Here is a 16,418-nt window from a genome sequence, read left to right as displayed (position 1 = left end):
CGCCTACCGTAATCGCATCAGGCGGCGCTGTGCGTCGGATAGTGGCGTGTCGGCGGTCCTGCGGCGCCATGCGCCATCACCCGACAGTTCGAAGGAATCGGTGCCGTCGTCGAGCATCAGCGCGAACATCGACACCAGTTGTGCCTTGGCGTCCGGATCGTCCACGCGCACCAGCGCCTCGACCCGCCGGTCGAGGTTGCGGTGCAGCAGATCGGCCGAGCCGATGAACATCTCCGTCGTCTCGGGCTCCCTGCCGAAGCGGAACACCCGCGAGTGCTCCAGGAAGCGCCCGAGAACGGACCGGACCTGGATGTTCTCGCTCAGCCCGGGCACCCCCGGCCGCAGCGCGCAGATGCCCCGGATCAGCAGGTCGACGGTGACCCCGGCCTGGCCGGCCCGGTAGAGGGCGTCGATGACGGCCTCGTCGACGATGGAGTTGACCTTGATCTGGATCAGGCCCTCCTCACCGCGTGCGGTCTCGCGCTCGATGTGTTCGAGGATGCCGGAACGGATGCCGTGCGGCGCGACCAGCAGCCGTCGGTAGGTGGTCTGGCGGCTGTAGCCGGTCAGCACGTTGAAGAGGTCGGTGAGGTCGGCGCCGACCTCGGGATCGGCCGTGAACAGCCCGAAGTCCTCATAGAGGCGGGCGGTCCGCGGGTGGTAGTTACCGGTCCCGATGTGGCAGTAACGGCGCAGGCGTCCGCTTTCCTGCCGTACCACCAGAGCCGTCTTGCAGTGTGTCTTCATGCCGACAACGCCGTAGACGACGTGGCAGCCGGCCTTCTCCAATTCGCGCGCCCAGGCGATGTTGGCCTGCTCGTCGAAGCGCGCCTTCACCTCGACCAGCACGACCACCTGCTTGCCGGCCTTGGCCGCGGAGGCCAGCGCGTCCACAATGGGCGAATCACCCGAGGTGCGGTACAGCGTCTGCTTGATGGCGAGCACGTGCGGGTCGTCGGCGGCCTGCTCGATGAAGCGCTGCACGCTCGTGGCGAAGGAGTCGTAGGGGTGGTGGACCAGGATGTCGCCCTCGCGCAGGGTCGCGAAGACGCTCTTGGGACTGGTGCCCTCGGCGAACTTCGGGTGCGTGGAGGGTACGAAGACCGGGTCCTTGAGGTCGTCGCGGTCGACGTCGCCGTAGAGCTGGAGGAGGCCGGACAGGTCGACCAGCCCGGGGACCTGCTGCACGTCGTGCTCGTCGATGCCGAGCTCGCGGACGAGGAGTTCGAGGACGTGCGGTGAGACCGAGTCGTTGATCTCCAGCCGCACCGGGGGACCGAAGCGGCGCATCGCCAGCTCGCGTTCCATCGCCTGGAGCAGGTCCTCGTCGCGGTCCTCCTCGACCTCGACGTCGGCGTTGCGGGTCACGCGGAACGTCAGGTGCTCGACCACCCTCATGCCGGGGAAGAGGGCGGGCAGGTGCGCGGCGATGAGCTCCTCGACGGGCAGGAAGGTCGAGTCGTTGTTGACGCGCACGAAGCGCGAGACGTTGTTGGGGACCTTCACGCGCGCGAAGCGCTCGTGGGTGCTCGCCGAGTCGAGCTCGCGGACGATGACGGCCAGGTTGAGCGACAGGCCCGAGATGTAGGGGAAGGGGTGCGCCGGGTCGACCGCCAGGGGTGTGAGGACCGGGAAGATCTGGTCGGTGAACAGCCGGTGCAGGCGCTCGCGTTCGTCGGCGCCGAGCGCGTCCCAGCTCACGATCCGGATGCCCTCGTCGGCGAGGGACTTGGCGACGTCGTCGGAGAAGCAGTGCGCGTGCCGCGACACCAGCTCGTTGCCGCGCAGCGCGATCAGGCGCAGCTGCTCGCGGGCGTTGCGGCCGTCGTTGCCGCGGACGGTCAGGCCCGCCTGCATGCGCCGTTTGAGGCCGGCGACGCGGACCATGTAGAACTCGTCGAGGTTCGAGGCGAAGATCGCCAGGAACTTCGCCCGCTCCAGCAAGGGGACCTGCTGGTCCTCGGCGAGTGCGAGCACGCGGGCGTTGAAGTCGAGCCAGGACAGTTCGCGGTTGAGGTACGGACTGCCGTCGGACACGGCGTGTTGTTCGCCTGGAGCCGGTCCGGCGGCGGATGCGCCTCGTTCAGGGGTGCTCACCGAACCATTCTGGCCGGGTTCGGGTTACCAGTAAATGACCTTCCGGTGAACTGGGCCGGATAACCCGGTCACTACATGGTCGGGATTGCCAGCGACCGGACGCGGCCCTGGGCGTCGGTGACGAGGCGGACGCGCTGGCCCAGACGGAGCAGGCGCAGGCCCGAGGCGGTGAAGGCCTCGGCGTCGTAGCCCAGCTGGGTTCCGTCATCGAGGTAGACGGTCCCGGTACGGGTTTGGGGGTCGAACGTGGCCACGGTGCCCTGCATGGTGGCCGACATTACACCTCCGCGCCCGTAACAACAGGACGAGAGTGTGGCGGCCGACACCGAGGGACCCGGCGGCGGCGAGATCGGCTCTGGTGTCGACATCGCGGCGCAGGCTGGGCCACAGGCCGTCGAGCGGCGTGGCGCCGGAGGCGCGGTGCGCACGCGCCGAGCCCGGTCCGAAGCTCGGGTCGAGTTCGCTGCCGGTGTTGGCGGCGAGCAGGACGGTCCCGGTGCCGGCGGCGTCGGGCACGAAGGAGCGCGGGAGCCGGGCGGCCCGGGCGAGCGCCTCGGCGAGCTCACCGGGCTTCAGCGCGGGCAGGTCGCCGGTCATCGCGGCCAGGGGAGCGGCGGGGTCGGCGGCGCGCAGCCGCGCCGCCGCGTGGCGGATCGCCTCGTTCAGTCCGGGCCGCGGGCCCTCGTCGACGGCGTCCAGTCCGGCACCGGCGACGGCCTCGCGCACCGCCGGGTCGGCCGTGACCGCCACGACGCGCCCGACCGCGGGGCAGTTCGCGGCGGCGTGCAGAGTGTCGAGGGCGAAGGCCAGTGCCAGCGATTCGCGAGGGACGGTCATGGTCGGCGGGTGCAGCCTCGACTTGGCCGCCGACAGGCGCTTGAGCGGGACGAGAACGGTCCAGTCGGGCATGGCTACCGGGGCAGCGAACGCCGCGTCGGTCCCTTGCCCAGTGCCTGGCGGACCTTGCCCCACGCGTAGATCGCGCCGACGACCACGGCCGCGCCGATGGCGACGTAGACGATCCACCCGAGTACCAGGGCGAGGACCTTGATCGCGAGCCACCCGACGAGGATGAGTCCGACGACCGGCAGGACGATCCAGGCCAGCAGGCGGAGGTTCATGTGAGTCTCCTTCTTGCTCTGACGACGGAGGGTCCGCTGTCACTCTGACTCCAGGATGACATCAGATCGGCTTCGGCGCCATAGGGGAAATCCCTGAGCCCAGGATGCCAGTAAGGTCGTTCCACAAACGTTCGCTTAAGGAGAACCGTGGGCTTGTTCGGGCGCCGTAAAGGCGGTGATCAGAGGGTCGGTTTCTGGCTTCGGGTGGCGGTCCTGCTGGTCAAACCCGTGATGACGATCATGACGAAGGCCACGTGGCTCGGCTTCGAGCACATCCCGCTGCGCGGCGGCGCGATCTTCGCGGTGAACCACCTGTCGCACGCCGACCCGCTGCTGATGGCCTTCTACATCTACGACTCCGGCCGTAACCCGCGCTTCCTCGGCAAGGCCAGCGTCTTCAAGATCCCGGTCCTCGGCCGGATCATCGAGGCGACCGGCCAGATCCCCGTCCACCGGGGGACCTCCGACGCGGTGAAGTCGCTGCACAGCGCCATCGCGGCGGTCAACGCCGGCCGCGCGGTGATCATCTATCCGGAGGGCACCACGACCCGCTCACCCGAGTTGTGGCCGATGCGCGGCAAGAACGGCGTCGCCCGCCTCGCACTGGAGACCGGCGCGCCGGTGATCCCCATCGCCCAGTGGGGCCCGCAGGACCTGTACAACCCGATCACCAAGAAGGTCAGCCTGCGCCCCCGCAGGCGCTGTGTCGTCAAGGCCGGCCCGCCCGTCGACCTCTCCGCCTTCGACGGCGTCGAGACGACCGCGGCCAGCCTCAACCAGATGACCGACACGATCATGCGCGCCGTCGCCGACCTCGTCGGCGAACTGCGCGGCGAGGAGCCCCCGCCGCTGTACGACCCGGTGGCGCGCAGAAACAACGACAAGAAGCCGTGAGGGAGAAGGCATGCGGACAGCCGTACTGAGCGCCGGGTCCTGGGGCACCACCTTCGCGAAGGTCCTCGCCGACAACGGGCACCGCACCACCCTCCACGCCCGCCGGGAGCAGATCGCCCGGGAGATCAACGAGGAGCACACCAACAGCGAGTACGTGCCCGGCACGACGCTCCCTGCACTGATCACGGCGACCACCGACCACGCCGAGGCCCTCGACGGCGCCGAACTGGTCGTCTTGTCGGTGCCCAGCCAGTCCCTGCGGGAGAACCTGACCCGGTGGCGCGCGGCGCTGCCGCCCGGCGTGACGCTGGTGAGCCTGATGAAGGGCATCGAACTGGGCACCACGCTGCGCATGAGCGAGGTGATCGCCGAGGTCGCCGGCGTCGACCCCGGCCAGATCGTGGTCGTCTCCGGGCCCAACCTCGCCCCCGAGATCGCCAACCGGCAGCCCACCGCGACCGTCGTGGCCGGCATCGACACCGCCCGCACCGCCGCCGTGCAGGACGCCATCAGCACCGACTACTTCCGGCCCTACACCAACACCGACGTCGTCGGCTGCGAACTCGGCGGGGCCGTCAAGAACGTCATCGCGCTCGCCTACGGGATGCTCACCGGCATGGGCCTCGGAGACAACACCAAGGCCACGCTGATCACCAGGGGCCTCGCCGAGACGACGCGCCTGGGCGCCAAACTCGGCGCCGACCCGCTCACCTTCTCCGGCCTCGCCGGGCTGGGCGACCTCGTGGCGACCTGCGTGTCGCCGCTGTCGCGCAACCACACCTTCGGCGTGCGGCTCGGCCGCGGTGAGACCGTCGCCGAGGCGCAGGCCGCCACCAAGCAGACCGCCGAGGGCGTCAAGAGCTGCCGCTCGGTGCGCGACCTCGCGCACGCCCTCGGTGTCGAGATGCCCATCACCGAGCAGGTCGAGCGCGTCTGCCACGAAGGCCTCGACCCCCGCAAGGGAGTCGCGGCGCTCATGGCGCGGGAGACGAAGCCGGAGATGCCGAAGTAGCCGTTTCGGGGACCGGCCAGCCGTGGACGGCCAGCGCTTCGGCGAAGTCGTCGAGGCCGCCGGGACCCTCGGCGGTGAGGACCAGGTCGTCCCAGCCGTCGCGGAACTCCACGGCGGTGGCCGTGCGCTCGGCGCGGGTGACCTGGGCACGGTGGACATGGCGGACGGGCGCGCCCGGTGTGGTGTACGCCAGCCAGTCGCGTGAGACGCGGGCCTCGGCGGCGGGGTGTTCGGTCCGGGCCCTGCGGAGCAGGTAGCCCAGGGGTGTGACGAGAGCCGTGGCGAACAGCCAGAACGGCGCCAGCCCGTAACTGTCCCAGCCGTCGAACACCGAAACGCCCACCGCTATCGGGCACAGCAGGGCCAGCGCCCCCAGCCACTGGTAGCCGACCAGCCTGCGGTACTCGGCGACCCACGGCCGCTTCGTGGAGGGCCGCGCCGGATCGAACAGCCGCACCACGCTGGGTTCGTCGCTTACGTGCCCCTCCGAAGCAGCGTCCAGCCGTGCTTCTGCAGGGTCTCGGCGAGTTCGCCGTGGCCGCCGGGGACCGCGACCTGCGCGAGGTCGCCGTCGGATCCGATGAACCGCAGTGAGGCGCCTGAGTCCACGACCGTGCGGACCTGGTCGCGCGTCAGGAGGGCGGCGGAGTCGGCTGCCCGCCAGGTGATCTCCTCTGCCGACACGCGCACCTGGTCGTCCTGCCCGGCCCTGCGATAGGCGCCTGCCGTGCGCACCGCCGACAGGCCTCCCACGAACAGCACGAGCCCCGACATCTCGTCGAGGCCCCAGGGCCCGGCACCCCAGCCCACACGCGAAGCCGCCCAGGTGGCCGCCCACACTCCCGCGGCGATCAGTGCCATCGAGAGCGCGTCGACCGCGAGCCGGCGCCGCACGTGCGGCCACAGGGGCCTCGCCGCACGGCTCCAGTGCCGGGTCACCACCGAGGACGGCGGGCGCACGGCGCGCTCGATCGCGCGCGATCGCCACTCGACCCGGCCCGAGCCCTTCCAATGCCAGCCGGCGGCAAGGCACGCGGCGCGGATCCCGGCGGTGTCGAAGCCTTCGACGGGCAGCCGGCCGGGGCGCGCGGAGGCGGTCCCCGACTGCGTCAGCCACTTCCCGTGACGCGAGAGGGCGAGCACGTGGCCGTCGGCGCGCGTTAAGAGCAGCCCGGCGGCGCCCGGTCGGAGCAGGGCGAGGCGGTCGTCGCCGACGTCGAGGCGGCGTCGGCCGGAGGGTTCGGTGAGCACGGGCATTCGGGCGGCTCCCCACGGGCGTGCGCGCCCGGGCCGGCGCGCGCCCTAAAAGGTACCTAGCCGCAGCCGCTCGGGACGCCTTCCTTGAGCGGGCGGAGCTGCTGCTTGACGATCTTGCCGAAGGCCTGCGCCCATTCGCCCGATCCGGCGCCGTCACCGGGAACGGTCACCGCGACGGGGACCTGGCGGTCGACGGTCGTCCACACCGCCGCGCCGTCGCCGGGAGCCTGCACCCAGCACACGCCGTCCATCGGGTACACCGTCTCGGTCGGCGCGACCTCGGGCGCATCGACTCCGCACACCAGCGTCACCGCCGGGTCGCCGAAGGCCGCGGCCTGTTCGGCGCCCTCGGTGACAGGGCGGCGCTGCTCGGAGCGGGCGGTGTCGGGGAGCTTGGCCAGCAGGGCGCGGCAGGCGACCGTCTGGTCCTCGTCGAGGGAGGGAAGCTCGACCGCGACGGGCTCGCTCGACACCGCCGACGGCTCTCCCTGCGGATCCTGCGCCGAGCGGGCGTTGCTGACGAGCGCGAAGACACCGACGGCCACGATCACCGCGATCGGAACGGCGATGAAAGTGGCGAGTCGTGCGGCACTCCGCGTGACCGTGTCGGCCACGGGTCACTCCTTCACAGATGGACGACAGAGCAAGTCAACGTCCGGGTGATCCCCGGTACCTGCTGCACTTTACTGACGACCATGTGCCCGAGCTCGTCGACGGTGCGCGCCTCTGTGAGCACCACGACGTCATAGGGACCCGTCACCGCGTCCACCCTGACCACGCCGCTGATTTCCTTGATCGTGGTGGCGACTTCGCGTGCCTTGCCCACCTCGGTCTGAATAAGGATGTACGCCTGGACCACAACACGTCTCCTTAACACGTAGCACGCCTGACACGCGCTCGGGCTTTGAGCGAAACTACCGCAACGGGAGCCGGTGTCCAGGGGGACACGGTCGGCGCGGCCGGCCGCGCCGGCGGGGGCGACTCGCGCGACAAGGCGAACCTCGCGCGTTCCCCTCTTCACATTAAGCTACGTGCGGGCGATGTGAGGAGACACGATGACGGTGGCGCAGAGCGGCGAGTTCGGCCTGATCGAACGCTTGACCCGGCGTCTGGCGGTCCCGGCCGGCGACGGCGCGGACGCCGACTGCCTGCTCGGGCCCGGCGATGACGCCGCGGTGGTCCGCGCCCCCGACGGCAGGGTCGTGGCCTGCACCGACGTCCTCGTCGAAGGCCGCCACTTCCGCCGCGACTGGTCCTCGGCGACCGACGTCGGTCACCGCGCCGCAGCCGCCAACCTCGCCGACATCGCCGCCATGGGCGCGCGTCCCACCGCGTTGCTCGTCGGTTTCTGCACCCCCCGCGACCTGCCCGTCGAGTGGGCCGAGGAGTTCGCCGACGGCCTGGCCGCCGAGGCCGCGCTGGTGGGCGCGTCCGTCGTCGGCGGCGACACCGTGGCCAGTCCGACGCTGACGATCTCGGTCACCGCCCTCGGCGATCTGGAGCACCGCACGCCCGTCACACGCTCCGGCGCCCGCCCCGGCGACATCGTCGCCATGGCCGGCCGCATCGGCTGGGCCGCCGCCGGTTACACGATCCTCTCGCGCGGTTTCCGCTCGCCGGGCGCGCTCGTCGGCGCCTTCCGCCGGCCCGAGGTCCCCTACGCCGCCGGGATCCTCGCCGCGCAGCTGGGCGCCACGTCGATGATCGACGTCTCCGACGGGCTGCTCGCCGACGTCGGCCACATCGCGGTCGCCTCGGGCGTGCACGTCGACCTGCGCCGCTCGTGCTTCAAGCTTTCGCAGCAGATGGCCGACTCCGCCAACGCGCTGGGCGTCGACCCCTACGAGTGGGTCTTCACCGGTGGGGAGGATCACGCGCTGGTGGCGACCTTCCCGCCCGACGTGATGCTCGGTGCCGAGTGGGCCGAGATCGGCGTCGTGCGGGCGGGGGAGGGCGTCACCGTCGACGGGACGCGCTGGACGAGCTCGGCCGCCGGGTGGGATCACTTCCGGCAGGAATTAAACGGGTCGTTCGTCCGGAACTAGGCGTGGCCGGGGAGCGGGCGGCGCAGCGGGCACGGAGTCGGATCGGCGGGCTCGGTGCCGCACCGCCCGGCGCTCGGCGAGCGTCGCGACACGCCCGGGCCGTTTCGGGGCGTGAAAAAGCCGGGCCACGTGGGCCCGGCTTTTCGAAGTTCTCTCGCGGTCCTCGCGCTTAGGCGCGGGCGACCTTTCCGGCCTTCAGGCAGGAGGAGCACAGTTTGACCTTGCGCTTGTTGTCCCCGCCGGGCACGTTGGTCCGCACGACCTGGATGTTCGGGTTCCACCGACGACGCGTCCGACGGTGCGAGTGGGACACGTTGTTGCCGAAGCCGGGGCCCTTGCCGCAGACATCGCACCTGCTGGACATGATGAACGCACTCCTGAGTGTTGACGTATATCTTGATCGCCCACACAGGGGCAGCCTGGGAAGCCTACCTGAGAGTGACCGTGCACCGCCAAACAGGGGTGGTGTAGAAGGTGTCACGCTCACGTACGCTGGCAGCGACGTTACCGCAGGCGTCCCAAGGCGACGGTACCCCCTCCGGAAAGTTTGCCCCTGATGACCTACCCGCAGCAGCCCGACGAGGAGTCGTCGGAGGACACCCAGGCGATCCGTCGACGGCAGCAGGCTCAGCAGGACCCGGTCTCGCCCTTCGGGCCGGCACCCGACCCGCAGCAGGCCGCGCCCCAGCCCGTGGACCCCTTCGCGCCGCCTTCGTACGGTCCGCCGCCCCAGTACCAGCAGCCCGCCCAGCCGCAGTACCAGCAAGAGCAGTACCGGCAACAGCAGCAGTCGTCCCAGTACCCGCAGCAGCCACCGGCGAACCCGGCCGAGCCGCCGACGGTCCCGAATCAGTGGGGCCCGCAGCAGCCCGCGGTGTACGTGCCGCAGAATCCGCCGGTCTACACGCCCCCGGAGCACCAGGGGTACACGCCGCCGGTGTCGGGTCCTCCCGCCTACCAGCAACCCGTGTCGGCTCCGCCGAGCCAGCCGGTGTACCAGCCCCCGGGTCAGCCGACCTATCCGCCGCAGGGCGAGCAGGTCTCCGCCCCGCCGGCGTACACCCCGCCCGTGTCGGGTCCTCCCGCGTATCAGCAGCCGGTATCCGCTCCGCCGAGTCAGCCGGTCTATCCGCCGCACAGCCAGCAGGTGTCGAGTCCCCCGGCCTACCAGCAACCCGTGTCGGCTCCGCCGAGCCAGCCGGTGTATCCGCCGCAGAGCGGCCAGGTCTCCGGCCCCCCGGCCCACACCCGGCAGCCGTACCCCGGCCAGGTCTCCGGGCGGTTCCCCGTCTCGGCGCCGCCGGTCTCCGGTGCCCCGGTGTCGGGCATGCCGGTGTCGGCTCAGCCCGTCTCCGGTCACCCCGTCTCCGGTCAGCCCCTCTACGCCCCCCAGCAGGTCTCCGGTCCGCCGTCGCACTACCAGTCGGGACCCGACCCGCAGCTCTTCGCGGCCAAGCACCCTCCCGTCGAGGGCCCGACCTACACCGGCACCCAGCCGTCCCCGCCGCCCCCACCGAACAGGTTCGGCGGAGCGCCGGTCGGGCGGTCCAAGCGCGGCATCCCCAAGGCTGTCCTGATCGTCTCGGTGGTCATCGTGGTGGTCGCGCTCGGCGTCGGCGCGGTCCTGTTCTTCAACACCGGCGGCACGCCCTCCGCCGACCCGAGCGCCGATCCGGGCGCCTCGCAGGACTCCCAGCCCGGCGAGGGCACCGGCCCGGCGCCGCTGACGGCGGTCCTCAACGAGAACACCCGCCTCGAATACCTCACCGCCGGCGCGCCGTGGGTCGCCATGGCCAGCCCACCCGCCTCGTACAACGAGATCACCACCGCGTCGGGCGAGTTCAAGGAGGGCATCCCCGGCCTGCCCGCGCTGTTCATGACCGGCGGTCTCGACACCGCGCTGATCCCTTACGCCGGTCCCGCCAAGATCGGCGAAGCGGCGCAGGCTCTCGCGACGGCCCTCGACGGCGGCCGCTACGTCGGCGCCGACGCCAAACCGCTCAAGGGCCTCAAGCGCGAGGCGGCCCCGACGGTCCAGAACGCGCGCATCGACGGCCGGGTCGCGGTCATCCTGCGCTACCACGTGGTCTGGTCGGATCCGGCCATGGCCGCCACCGGCGACACCGTCTACCTGGCGCTCATCGACGTCGACGGCTCCCGCACCGCGGTGGCCTACGCGGCCGTCCCCGACAGCGAACCCGACCTGAAGCAGAGCGTCGAGGACCGGCTTCTCACGCTCCACTTCAACATGTAGTCGCCGCCAGCCTCCGCGATGTCGGGGGCTGGCATTAGGCTCGTTCTTCGTGCGGGACGTAAAGGACGCGGTCGCCGAGGGACCGCTCACCACGATCGACGCGGCCGGTTTCCACCGCTGGTGCGCGGCGAGCCTCGATGTCCTGCGCCGCCATCAGCGCGACATCGACGAACTCAACGTCTTCCCCGTCCCCGACGGCGACACCGGCACCAACATGGTCGCCACCGTCACCGCCGGACTGCACGCCCTGGAGGCCGGCGAAGTCGTCGATCTGTCGGAGGCCCTGCGACGCTTCGCGCGCGGCGCCCTGCTCGGCGCCCGCGGCAACTCCGGCGTGATCATCGCGCAGTTCTTCCGCGGCCTCGCCGACTCCTGGCTGCACCGCAGCGAAGGCGCCGCCGCGGCCGACGCGTCCGCCGTGGTCATCGGCCTGCGCGTGGCCGCCGACGCCTGCCGCGCGGCCGTCGCCGTGCCCACCGAGGGCACCATGCTCTCCATCGCCGACGCGGCCGCCGACGCCGTGGCCAGACTCGGTGGAGAATCGCTCGACGTCGTCGTCACCGCCGCCTGCCAGGGCGCCAGTCAGGCCGTCGAACTCAGCCCGCAGCAGCTTCCCGCGCTCGCCCGCGCCGGCGTCGTCGACTCCGGTGGTTTCGGGCTGGCGCTGGTCCTCGACGCCCTCGTCGCCGTCGTCTGCGGAGAGCCCACCGGCAGACCGCAGGCCGCCGCCGACCTCGAAGGCCGGCCACGCGGGGGCACCGGCGCGGCCGAGCGCGAGACCGGCTCCGACGAGTTCTCCTACGAGGTCCAGTACCTCCTCGACGCGCCCTCCGAGGAGGTCGAGCGCCTCCGGCTGAGGCTCACCGGTCTCGGCGACTCCCTCGTCGTGGTCGGCACCGGCCTGCGCGACGAGACCCGCGCCGGCGAGCACCAGACCTGGAACGTCCATGTGCACGTCAACGACGTCGGCGCGGCCATCGAGGCCGGCATCGAGGCGGGCCGCCCGCACCGCATCTCCGTGACCCGCTTCGCCGACGGCCACGACCACGGCCACGGGCACTCCGGGACCGAGGAGCACGCGCCCTACGACACCGAGCCCGCCGCCGGCGAGGTCTCCCGCGCCGTCGTCGCCGTCGCCGGCGGCACCGGTCTCGCCGAACTCTTCGCCGCCGAAGGGGCCCACCCCGTCGCCAGCAGCCCTCCGTCGACGCACGAACTGCTCACCGCGATGCGTTCCACCGGCGCGGCCGAGGTGATCCTCCTGCCCAACGAGGGCAGCAGCCAGTCGGTCGCCGACAGCGCCGCCGAACTCGCCCGCGCCGAGGGCCTGCACGTCTCGGTCGTCCCCACACGCTCCCCGGTGCAAGCGCTCGCCGCGCTCGCCGTGCGCGAACCCAGCCGCCGCTTCGACGACGACGTCATCGCCATGGCCGAGGCCGCCGGCGCCTGCCGGTTCGGGGCACTGGCCGTCGCCGCCCGCGTCGCGCTGACCACCGCCGGGCGCTGCGAACCCGGCGACGTCCTCGGCCTCGCCGAAGGCGACGTCGTCATCATCGGCTCCGATCCGGCCGCGGTCGCCTGCGAGCTCCTCGACCGGATGTGCGCCGCCGGCGGGGAACTCGTCACCCTCGTCACCGGCGCCGGCCTGTCCGAGGCCGCCGTCGGGCGCGTCACCGCACACCTCGCGTCGCGCTGGCCAATGGTGGAGGTCTGCTGCTACCAGGGCGGACAGCGCCGCAATCCGCTCCTGGTGGGGGTCGAATGAGGATCACCGTCGAAACGCCCCTCAAGACGGCGCTCGGCGGCAAGACCGCCGAAGCGCTCGACGAGGCCTTCGGCCTGCACACCGTCGGCGACCTGTTGCGCCACTACCCGCGCCGCTACGCCGAACGCGGCGAGCGGACCGACCTGGGCACCCTCGAAGTCGGCGAGCAGGTCACCGTCATGGGCGAGATCCGCGCGGTCAACCGCCGCCCGATGCGCAACCGGCGCGGCAGCATCCTGGAAGTGATCATCGGCGACGGCGGTTACACGCTCTCGCTGACCTTCTTCAACCAGCCGTGGCGCGAGCGGGAACTGCTCGTCGGCCGCTGGGGACTGTTCGCCGGGAAGGTCAGCGACTTCCGGGGCAAGCGCCAGCTCAACGGCCCCGACTACCGGCTCCTGCCCGAGACCACCGAGGAGACCGGCGAGGACCTCGCCGCCGCGCTCACGCCGGGCGCCGTCGCGGCGGAAGGGCCACGGGCCGCCGAGGTCATGGAGGAGTTCGCCGGCGCCCTGATCCCGGTCTACCCGGCCGCGGCGAAGGTCCCGAGCTGGACCCTGGCCAAATGCGTCCGCACGGTCCTCGACACCGTCACCCTCGACGGCCCCGACTTCCTGCCGGCCGCCCTGCGCGCCGAGCACAAGCTCGTCGGCTTCGCCAAGGCGATCCACGACATCCACCGCCCCGGCAGCAAAGGCGAGCTGTACGCGGCCATCAAGCGGCTCAAGTGGGAGGAGGCCTTCGGCCTCCAGACCGTCCTGGTGCAGCGCAAGGCCTCGGCCCTGGCGATCAAGGGCAAGGCGAGGCCGGTGCGAAGCGACGGGATCCTCGCCGCCTTCGACGCCTCACTGCCGTTCACCCTCACCGAGGGCCAGCGCGAGGTCGGAGGGGACATCGCCGCCGACCTGGCGACCCCGCACCCGATGCACCGGCTGCTGCAGGGCGAGGTCGGCTCGGGCAAGACCCTCGTCTCGGTCCGCGCGATGCTCCAGGTCGTCGACGCCGGGGGACAGGCCGCGCTGCTCGCCCCCACCGAGGTCCTGGCCACCCAGCACCACCGCACCATCGTCGAACTCCTCGGCGCGCACGGACGTGCCGGTGAACTCGACGCCGCCGGCGAGGCCACCCGCGTTACCCTCGTCACCGGATCCCAGGGCGCCAAGGCCCGCCGCGCCGCCCTCGCCGAAGCGGCCGACGGCAGCGCCGGCATCGTCGTGGGCACCCACGCACTCCTCTACGACGGCGTCGACTTCGCCGACCTCGGCCTCGTCGTCGTCGACGAGCAGCACCGCTTCGGCGTCGAGCAGCGCGACGCCCTGCGCGCCAAGGCCGAGGTCCCACCGCACGTGCTCGTCATGACCGCCACGCCGATCCCGCGCACCGTCGCCATGACCGTCTACGGCGACCTGGAGATCTCCGCGCTCGCGCAGCTCCCGAAAGGCCGCTCGCCGATCACCACGCACGTCGTCCCCGGCGGCGACGAGCGCTGGATGCGCCGCAGCTGGCAGCGCATCCGCGAAGAGGTCCAGGCCGGACACCAGGCCTACATCGTCGCGCCCCGCATCGGCGGCGACGACGACGAGAAGCCCCCCAAGGACGACGACGGCCGCAGACCTCCGGTGGCCGTCATGGACGTCGGCCCCGCGCTCGCCGAGGGCGCCCTCCACGGCCTGCGCGTCGGCATCCTCCACGGCAAGATGCCCGCCGAGGAGAAGGACGCCGTCATGCGCGCCTTCAAGGGCCGCGAACTCGACGTCATCGTCTCGACCACCGTCATCGAGGTCGGCGTCGACGTCCCCAACGCCACCATGATGGTCATCCTCGACGCCGACCGCTTCGGCGTCTCCCAGCTCCACCAGCTGCGCGGCCGCGTCGGCCGGGGCAGCGCGCCCGGCCTGTGCCTCCTGGTCAGCGAGACCATGTCCGGCAGCCCCGCCGCCGAACGCCTCGCCGCCGTCGCCGAGACCACCGACGGGTTCCGCCTCGCCGAACTCGACCTCGAACAGCGCCGCGAGGGCGACGTCCTCGGCGCCGCCCAGTCCGGGCACCGCTCGCAGGTGAAACTCCTGTCACTGCTCAAGGACGCCGACCTGATCCGCACCGCACGCGAGGAGGCGACGGCGATCATCGACGACGACCCCGAGCTCCTCCGCCACCCCGAACTGGCCGCAGCAGTAGCCGCCCTCGTTGACGCCGAGAGCGCCGAGTACCTGGAGAAGGGTTGACCCGCATCATCGCCGGCGACATGCGCGGCCGCAGACTCCAGACACCGCCGGGCGACCGCACCAGGCCCACCTCCGACCGCGTCCGCGAGGCCCTCTTCGGGTCCCTGACGAGCCTCCTCGACCTCGACGGCGCCCGCGTCGCCGACCTCTACGCCGGCTCCGGCGCCGTCGGCCTCGAAGCCCGCTCCCGCGGCGCCGAGCACGTCCTCCTCGTCGAGTCCGACGCCCGCGCCGCCCGCGTCATCCGCGCCAACATCGGCGCCCTCGGCGCCGGCGACGGTGTGGTCCTCGCCACGTCCAGCGTGCGCACCGCGCTCGCCTCGACCCCGGCCGAACCCTACGACCTGGTCTTCGCCGACCCGCCCTACACACTGGACAACGCCGAGGTCACGGCCGACCTCGCGGCCCTCGTCGCGGGCGGCTGGCTGCACGAGGACTCCCTGGTTCTGGTCGAGCGCTCCACGCGCTCGGGCGCCTTCGACTGGCCCGAAGGCCTCACAGAAATGCGCGGGCGCCGGTACGGCGAGTCCATTATTTGGTACGGTGCCCGATCGTGACGACCACGGTGCGACGCGCGGTATGCCCGGGATCCTTCGACCCGGTGACCCTCGGTCATCTCGACATCATCGAGAGGGCCGCCCGCCTATATGACGAGGTCTACGTGGCGGTGTTCATGAACGCCTCGAAAGGCGGCCTCTTCGAAGTCGAGGAGCGCCTCGAAATGCTCGAAGAGGTGACCGCCGACCATCCCAACGTCATCATCGACTCCTTCCAGGGGCTGGTCGTCGACTACTGCAAGTCCCGCGAGATCGAGGTGGTCATCAAGGGCATCCGCGCCGTCTCGGACTTCGACTACGAGCTGTCGATGGCGCAGATGAACCACGGCCTCTCCGGCGTGGACACCCTGTTCATGCCCACCAACCGGCTTTACTCGTTCCTGTCGTCGAGCCTGGTGAAGGACGTGGCCAAGTGGGGCGGTGACGTCTCGGCTCATGTTCCGCAGACCGTGGCGCGTCGTCTCGTCGCCCGACTGCGAGAGCAGTGACACAATCACCGTGTGTCCCTTGTCTACAGGGCGCCGTGACGTTGAGGGGAGTACCGGGTGGGGCCACTGGAGCGGATTGAGGAGCTCATCGCGTACGTCGAGCAGGCCAAGGCCGTGCCGATGTCGCGAGCGGCCAAGATCGACCGCGGCGAGATCATCGCGATGCTCGAGGAGCTCGGCGCCGAACTGCCGGCCGAGTTGCGCCGCGCCGACGCGATGCTCGCCGAGCGCGACAAGATCATCGACGCCGGGCAGCGCCAGGCCAATCAGATCATCGGCGAGGCCGAGACCGAGCACGCCCGCCTGGTCGCCGGACACGAGATCACCGTCTCGGCCGAACACGAGGCGCAGCGCCTGATCAACCAGGCCCGCGACGAGGCCAACCGCCTGCGCAACGAGGTCGACGAGTACGTGGACACGACCCTGGCGAACTTCGAGCAGTTCCTCCACCGGGCCTTGAGCGGGGTGGAGCGCGGCCGCGACAAGATGCACGCGCTGCGGGAGATCGGCAGCTTCCAGCCGTCCGACGAGGAGGAGAAGCCGCTGCCGATGTAGCGGCGGCTCGGGGGGAGTGGGCGGGAGTGGCGGAGGCTGAGCGGTTCGAGGGGCCCGAGGAGTTCGAGGGGCCGCAGAGCTCGGACAGTGCGAGCTCTGCGGGGACGCCCGACGGGGTCCGCTTAGCGAATCCGGGGCGGTCCCGGGC

The 16,418-nt window shown here is 71.5% G+C and carries 18 protein-coding genes; 9 read left to right on the top strand and 9 right to left on the bottom strand.

The window, feature by feature from the left end:
- Window positions 1-3: 3 nt before the first annotated feature.
- The 4 genes from AB0I28_RS24305 to AB0I28_RS24290 form a co-directional block, all read right to left on the bottom strand.
- A complete protein-coding gene (locus tag AB0I28_RS24305) occupies window positions 4-2,097 on the bottom strand; it encodes an RNA degradosome polyphosphate kinase (RefSeq protein WP_357496874.1) in 2,094 nt (697 codons plus the stop codon).
- A gap of 71 nt (window positions 2,098-2,168) precedes the next feature.
- Window positions 2,169-2,363: a cold-shock protein gene (locus AB0I28_RS24300; protein WP_357496872.1), complete on the bottom strand. Its 195-nt coding sequence runs from the start codon at window positions 2,361-2,363 to the stop codon at window positions 2,169-2,171.
- Complete coding sequence (cofC, locus tag AB0I28_RS24295) at window positions 2,302-3,006, bottom strand: 2-phospho-L-lactate guanylyltransferase (protein ID WP_357496870.1); 705 nt, start codon at window positions 3,004-3,006, stop codon at window positions 2,302-2,304. The genes AB0I28_RS24300 and cofC overlap by 62 nt, the downstream gene beginning before the upstream one ends.
- Before the next feature lie 2 nt (window positions 3,007-3,008).
- On the bottom strand, window positions 3,009-3,218 hold the full coding sequence (locus AB0I28_RS24290; RefSeq protein ID WP_357496868.1) for a hypothetical protein: 210 nt from the start codon (window positions 3,216-3,218) through the stop codon (window positions 3,009-3,011).
- Window positions 3,219-3,449: 231 nt separating this feature from the next.
- On the opposite strand from AB0I28_RS24290, the gene AB0I28_RS24285 reads away from it, so the two are divergent.
- Window positions 3,450-4,112: a lysophospholipid acyltransferase family protein gene (locus tag AB0I28_RS24285; protein WP_357497252.1), complete on the top strand. Its 663-nt coding sequence runs from the start codon at window positions 3,450-3,452 to the stop codon at window positions 4,110-4,112.
- 10 nt (window positions 4,113-4,122) lie between these two features.
- Window positions 4,123-5,124, top strand: a complete 1,002-nt coding sequence (locus tag AB0I28_RS24280; protein WP_357496866.1) for an NAD(P)H-dependent glycerol-3-phosphate dehydrogenase — start codon at window positions 4,123-4,125, stop codon at window positions 5,122-5,124.
- On the opposite strand, the gene AB0I28_RS24275 is transcribed toward AB0I28_RS24280, so the two are convergent.
- Genes AB0I28_RS24275 through AB0I28_RS24260 form a run of 4 tightly spaced genes read right to left on the bottom strand, consistent with a single transcriptional unit; the run spans window position 5,087 to window position 7,240 of the window.
- Complete coding sequence (locus AB0I28_RS24275) at window positions 5,087-5,584, bottom strand: hypothetical protein (RefSeq protein ID WP_357496864.1); 498 nt, start codon at window positions 5,582-5,584, stop codon at window positions 5,087-5,089. The genes AB0I28_RS24280 and AB0I28_RS24275 overlap by 38 nt on opposite strands.
- Before the next feature lie 14 nt (window positions 5,585-5,598).
- Window positions 5,599-6,381 carry a hypothetical protein gene (locus AB0I28_RS24270; RefSeq protein ID WP_357496862.1) on the bottom strand — a complete coding sequence of 261 codons (783 nt, stop codon included), beginning with the start codon at window positions 6,379-6,381 and terminating at the stop codon, window positions 5,599-5,601.
- Window positions 6,382-6,437: 56 nt separating this feature from the next.
- Window positions 6,438-6,995, bottom strand: a complete 558-nt coding sequence (locus AB0I28_RS24265) for a DUF3515 domain-containing protein (RefSeq protein ID WP_357496860.1) — start codon at window positions 6,993-6,995, stop codon at window positions 6,438-6,440.
- Window positions 6,996-7,006: 11 nt separating this feature from the next.
- Window positions 7,007-7,240, bottom strand: a complete 234-nt coding sequence (locus AB0I28_RS24260) for an Lrp/AsnC ligand binding domain-containing protein (protein WP_357496858.1) — start codon at window positions 7,238-7,240, stop codon at window positions 7,007-7,009.
- Between the two features lie 196 nt (window positions 7,241-7,436).
- Between AB0I28_RS24260 and AB0I28_RS24255 the strand changes: the two genes are divergently transcribed.
- A complete protein-coding gene (locus tag AB0I28_RS24255) occupies window positions 7,437-8,426 on the top strand; it encodes a thiamine-phosphate kinase (protein WP_357496856.1) in 990 nt (329 codons plus the stop codon).
- Window positions 8,427-8,595: 169 nt separating this feature from the next.
- Here AB0I28_RS24255 and rpmB read toward each other — a convergent pair whose 3' ends face one another.
- On the bottom strand, window positions 8,596-8,790 hold the full coding sequence (gene rpmB / locus AB0I28_RS24250; RefSeq protein WP_357496854.1) for a 50S ribosomal protein L28: 195 nt from the start codon (window positions 8,788-8,790) through the stop codon (window positions 8,596-8,598).
- Between the two features lie 192 nt (window positions 8,791-8,982).
- Here rpmB and AB0I28_RS24245 point away from each other — a divergent pair, with 192 nt between their 5' ends.
- The 6 genes from AB0I28_RS24245 to AB0I28_RS24220 are packed head-to-tail and all read left to right on the top strand — an operon-like array spanning window position 8,983 to window position 16,270.
- Window positions 8,983-10,680 carry a hypothetical protein gene (locus AB0I28_RS24245; RefSeq protein WP_357496852.1) on the top strand — a complete coding sequence of 566 codons (1,698 nt, stop codon included), beginning with the start codon at window positions 8,983-8,985 and terminating at the stop codon, window positions 10,678-10,680.
- Window positions 10,681-10,729: 49 nt separating this feature from the next.
- On the top strand, window positions 10,730-12,445 hold the full coding sequence (locus AB0I28_RS24240; RefSeq protein WP_357496850.1) for a DAK2 domain-containing protein: 1,716 nt from the start codon (window positions 10,730-10,732) through the stop codon (window positions 12,443-12,445).
- Window positions 12,442-14,670 (top strand): ATP-dependent DNA helicase RecG, encoded by a 2,229-nt coding sequence (gene recG / locus AB0I28_RS24235; RefSeq protein ID WP_357496848.1) that lies wholly within the window; start codon window positions 12,442-12,444, stop codon window positions 14,668-14,670. The genes AB0I28_RS24240 and recG overlap by 4 nt, the downstream gene beginning before the upstream one ends.
- A complete protein-coding gene (rsmD, locus tag AB0I28_RS24230; RefSeq protein WP_357496846.1) occupies window positions 14,667-15,227 on the top strand; it encodes a 16S rRNA (guanine(966)-N(2))-methyltransferase RsmD in 561 nt (186 codons plus the stop codon). The genes recG and rsmD overlap by 4 nt, the downstream gene beginning before the upstream one ends.
- A gap of 8 nt (window positions 15,228-15,235) precedes the next feature.
- Window positions 15,236-15,715, top strand: a complete 480-nt coding sequence (coaD, locus tag AB0I28_RS24225) for a pantetheine-phosphate adenylyltransferase (protein ID WP_357497250.1) — start codon at window positions 15,236-15,238, stop codon at window positions 15,713-15,715.
- A gap of 57 nt (window positions 15,716-15,772) precedes the next feature.
- A complete protein-coding gene (locus AB0I28_RS24220; protein ID WP_357496844.1) occupies window positions 15,773-16,270 on the top strand; it encodes a hypothetical protein in 498 nt (165 codons plus the stop codon).
- Window positions 16,271-16,418: the final 148 nt, after the last annotated feature.

This window comes from Phytomonospora sp. NPDC050363 (assembly GCF_040655735.1).
GTDB lineage: Bacteria > Actinomycetota > Actinomycetes > Mycobacteriales > Micromonosporaceae > Phytomonospora.
Note: the sequence above shows the minus strand (reverse complement) of the source record. Positions and strands in the feature narration are given on the sequence as shown.

Excerpts from the sequence above, each read along its gene's own strand:
- AB0I28_RS24300 (WP_357496872.1), bottom strand. The coding sequence starts at position 2,363 with ATGCAGGGCACCGTGGCCACGTTCGACCCCCAAACCCGTACCGGGACC.
- cofC (WP_357496870.1), bottom strand. The coding sequence starts at position 3,006 with ATGCCCGACTGGACCGTTCTCGTCCCGCTCAAGCGCCTGTCGGCGGCC.
- AB0I28_RS24290 (WP_357496868.1), bottom strand. The coding sequence starts at position 3,218 with ATGAACCTCCGCCTGCTGGCCTGGATCGTCCTGCCGGTCGTCGGACTC.
- AB0I28_RS24285 (WP_357497252.1), top strand. The coding sequence starts at position 3,450 with ATGACGATCATGACGAAGGCCACGTGGCTCGGCTTCGAGCACATCCCG.
- AB0I28_RS24280 (WP_357496866.1), top strand. The coding sequence starts at position 4,123 with ATGCGGACAGCCGTACTGAGCGCCGGGTCCTGGGGCACCACCTTCGCG.
- AB0I28_RS24270 (WP_357496862.1), bottom strand. The coding sequence starts at position 6,381 with ATGCCCGTGCTCACCGAACCCTCCGGCCGACGCCGCCTCGACGTCGGC.
- AB0I28_RS24255 (WP_357496856.1), top strand. The coding sequence starts at position 7,437 with ATGACGGTGGCGCAGAGCGGCGAGTTCGGCCTGATCGAACGCTTGACC.
- rpmB (WP_357496854.1), bottom strand. The coding sequence starts at position 8,790 with ATGTCCAGCAGGTGCGATGTCTGCGGCAAGGGCCCCGGCTTCGGCAAC.
- AB0I28_RS24245 (WP_357496852.1), top strand. The coding sequence starts at position 8,983 with ATGACCTACCCGCAGCAGCCCGACGAGGAGTCGTCGGAGGACACCCAG.
- recG (WP_357496848.1), top strand. The coding sequence starts at position 12,442 with ATGAGGATCACCGTCGAAACGCCCCTCAAGACGGCGCTCGGCGGCAAG.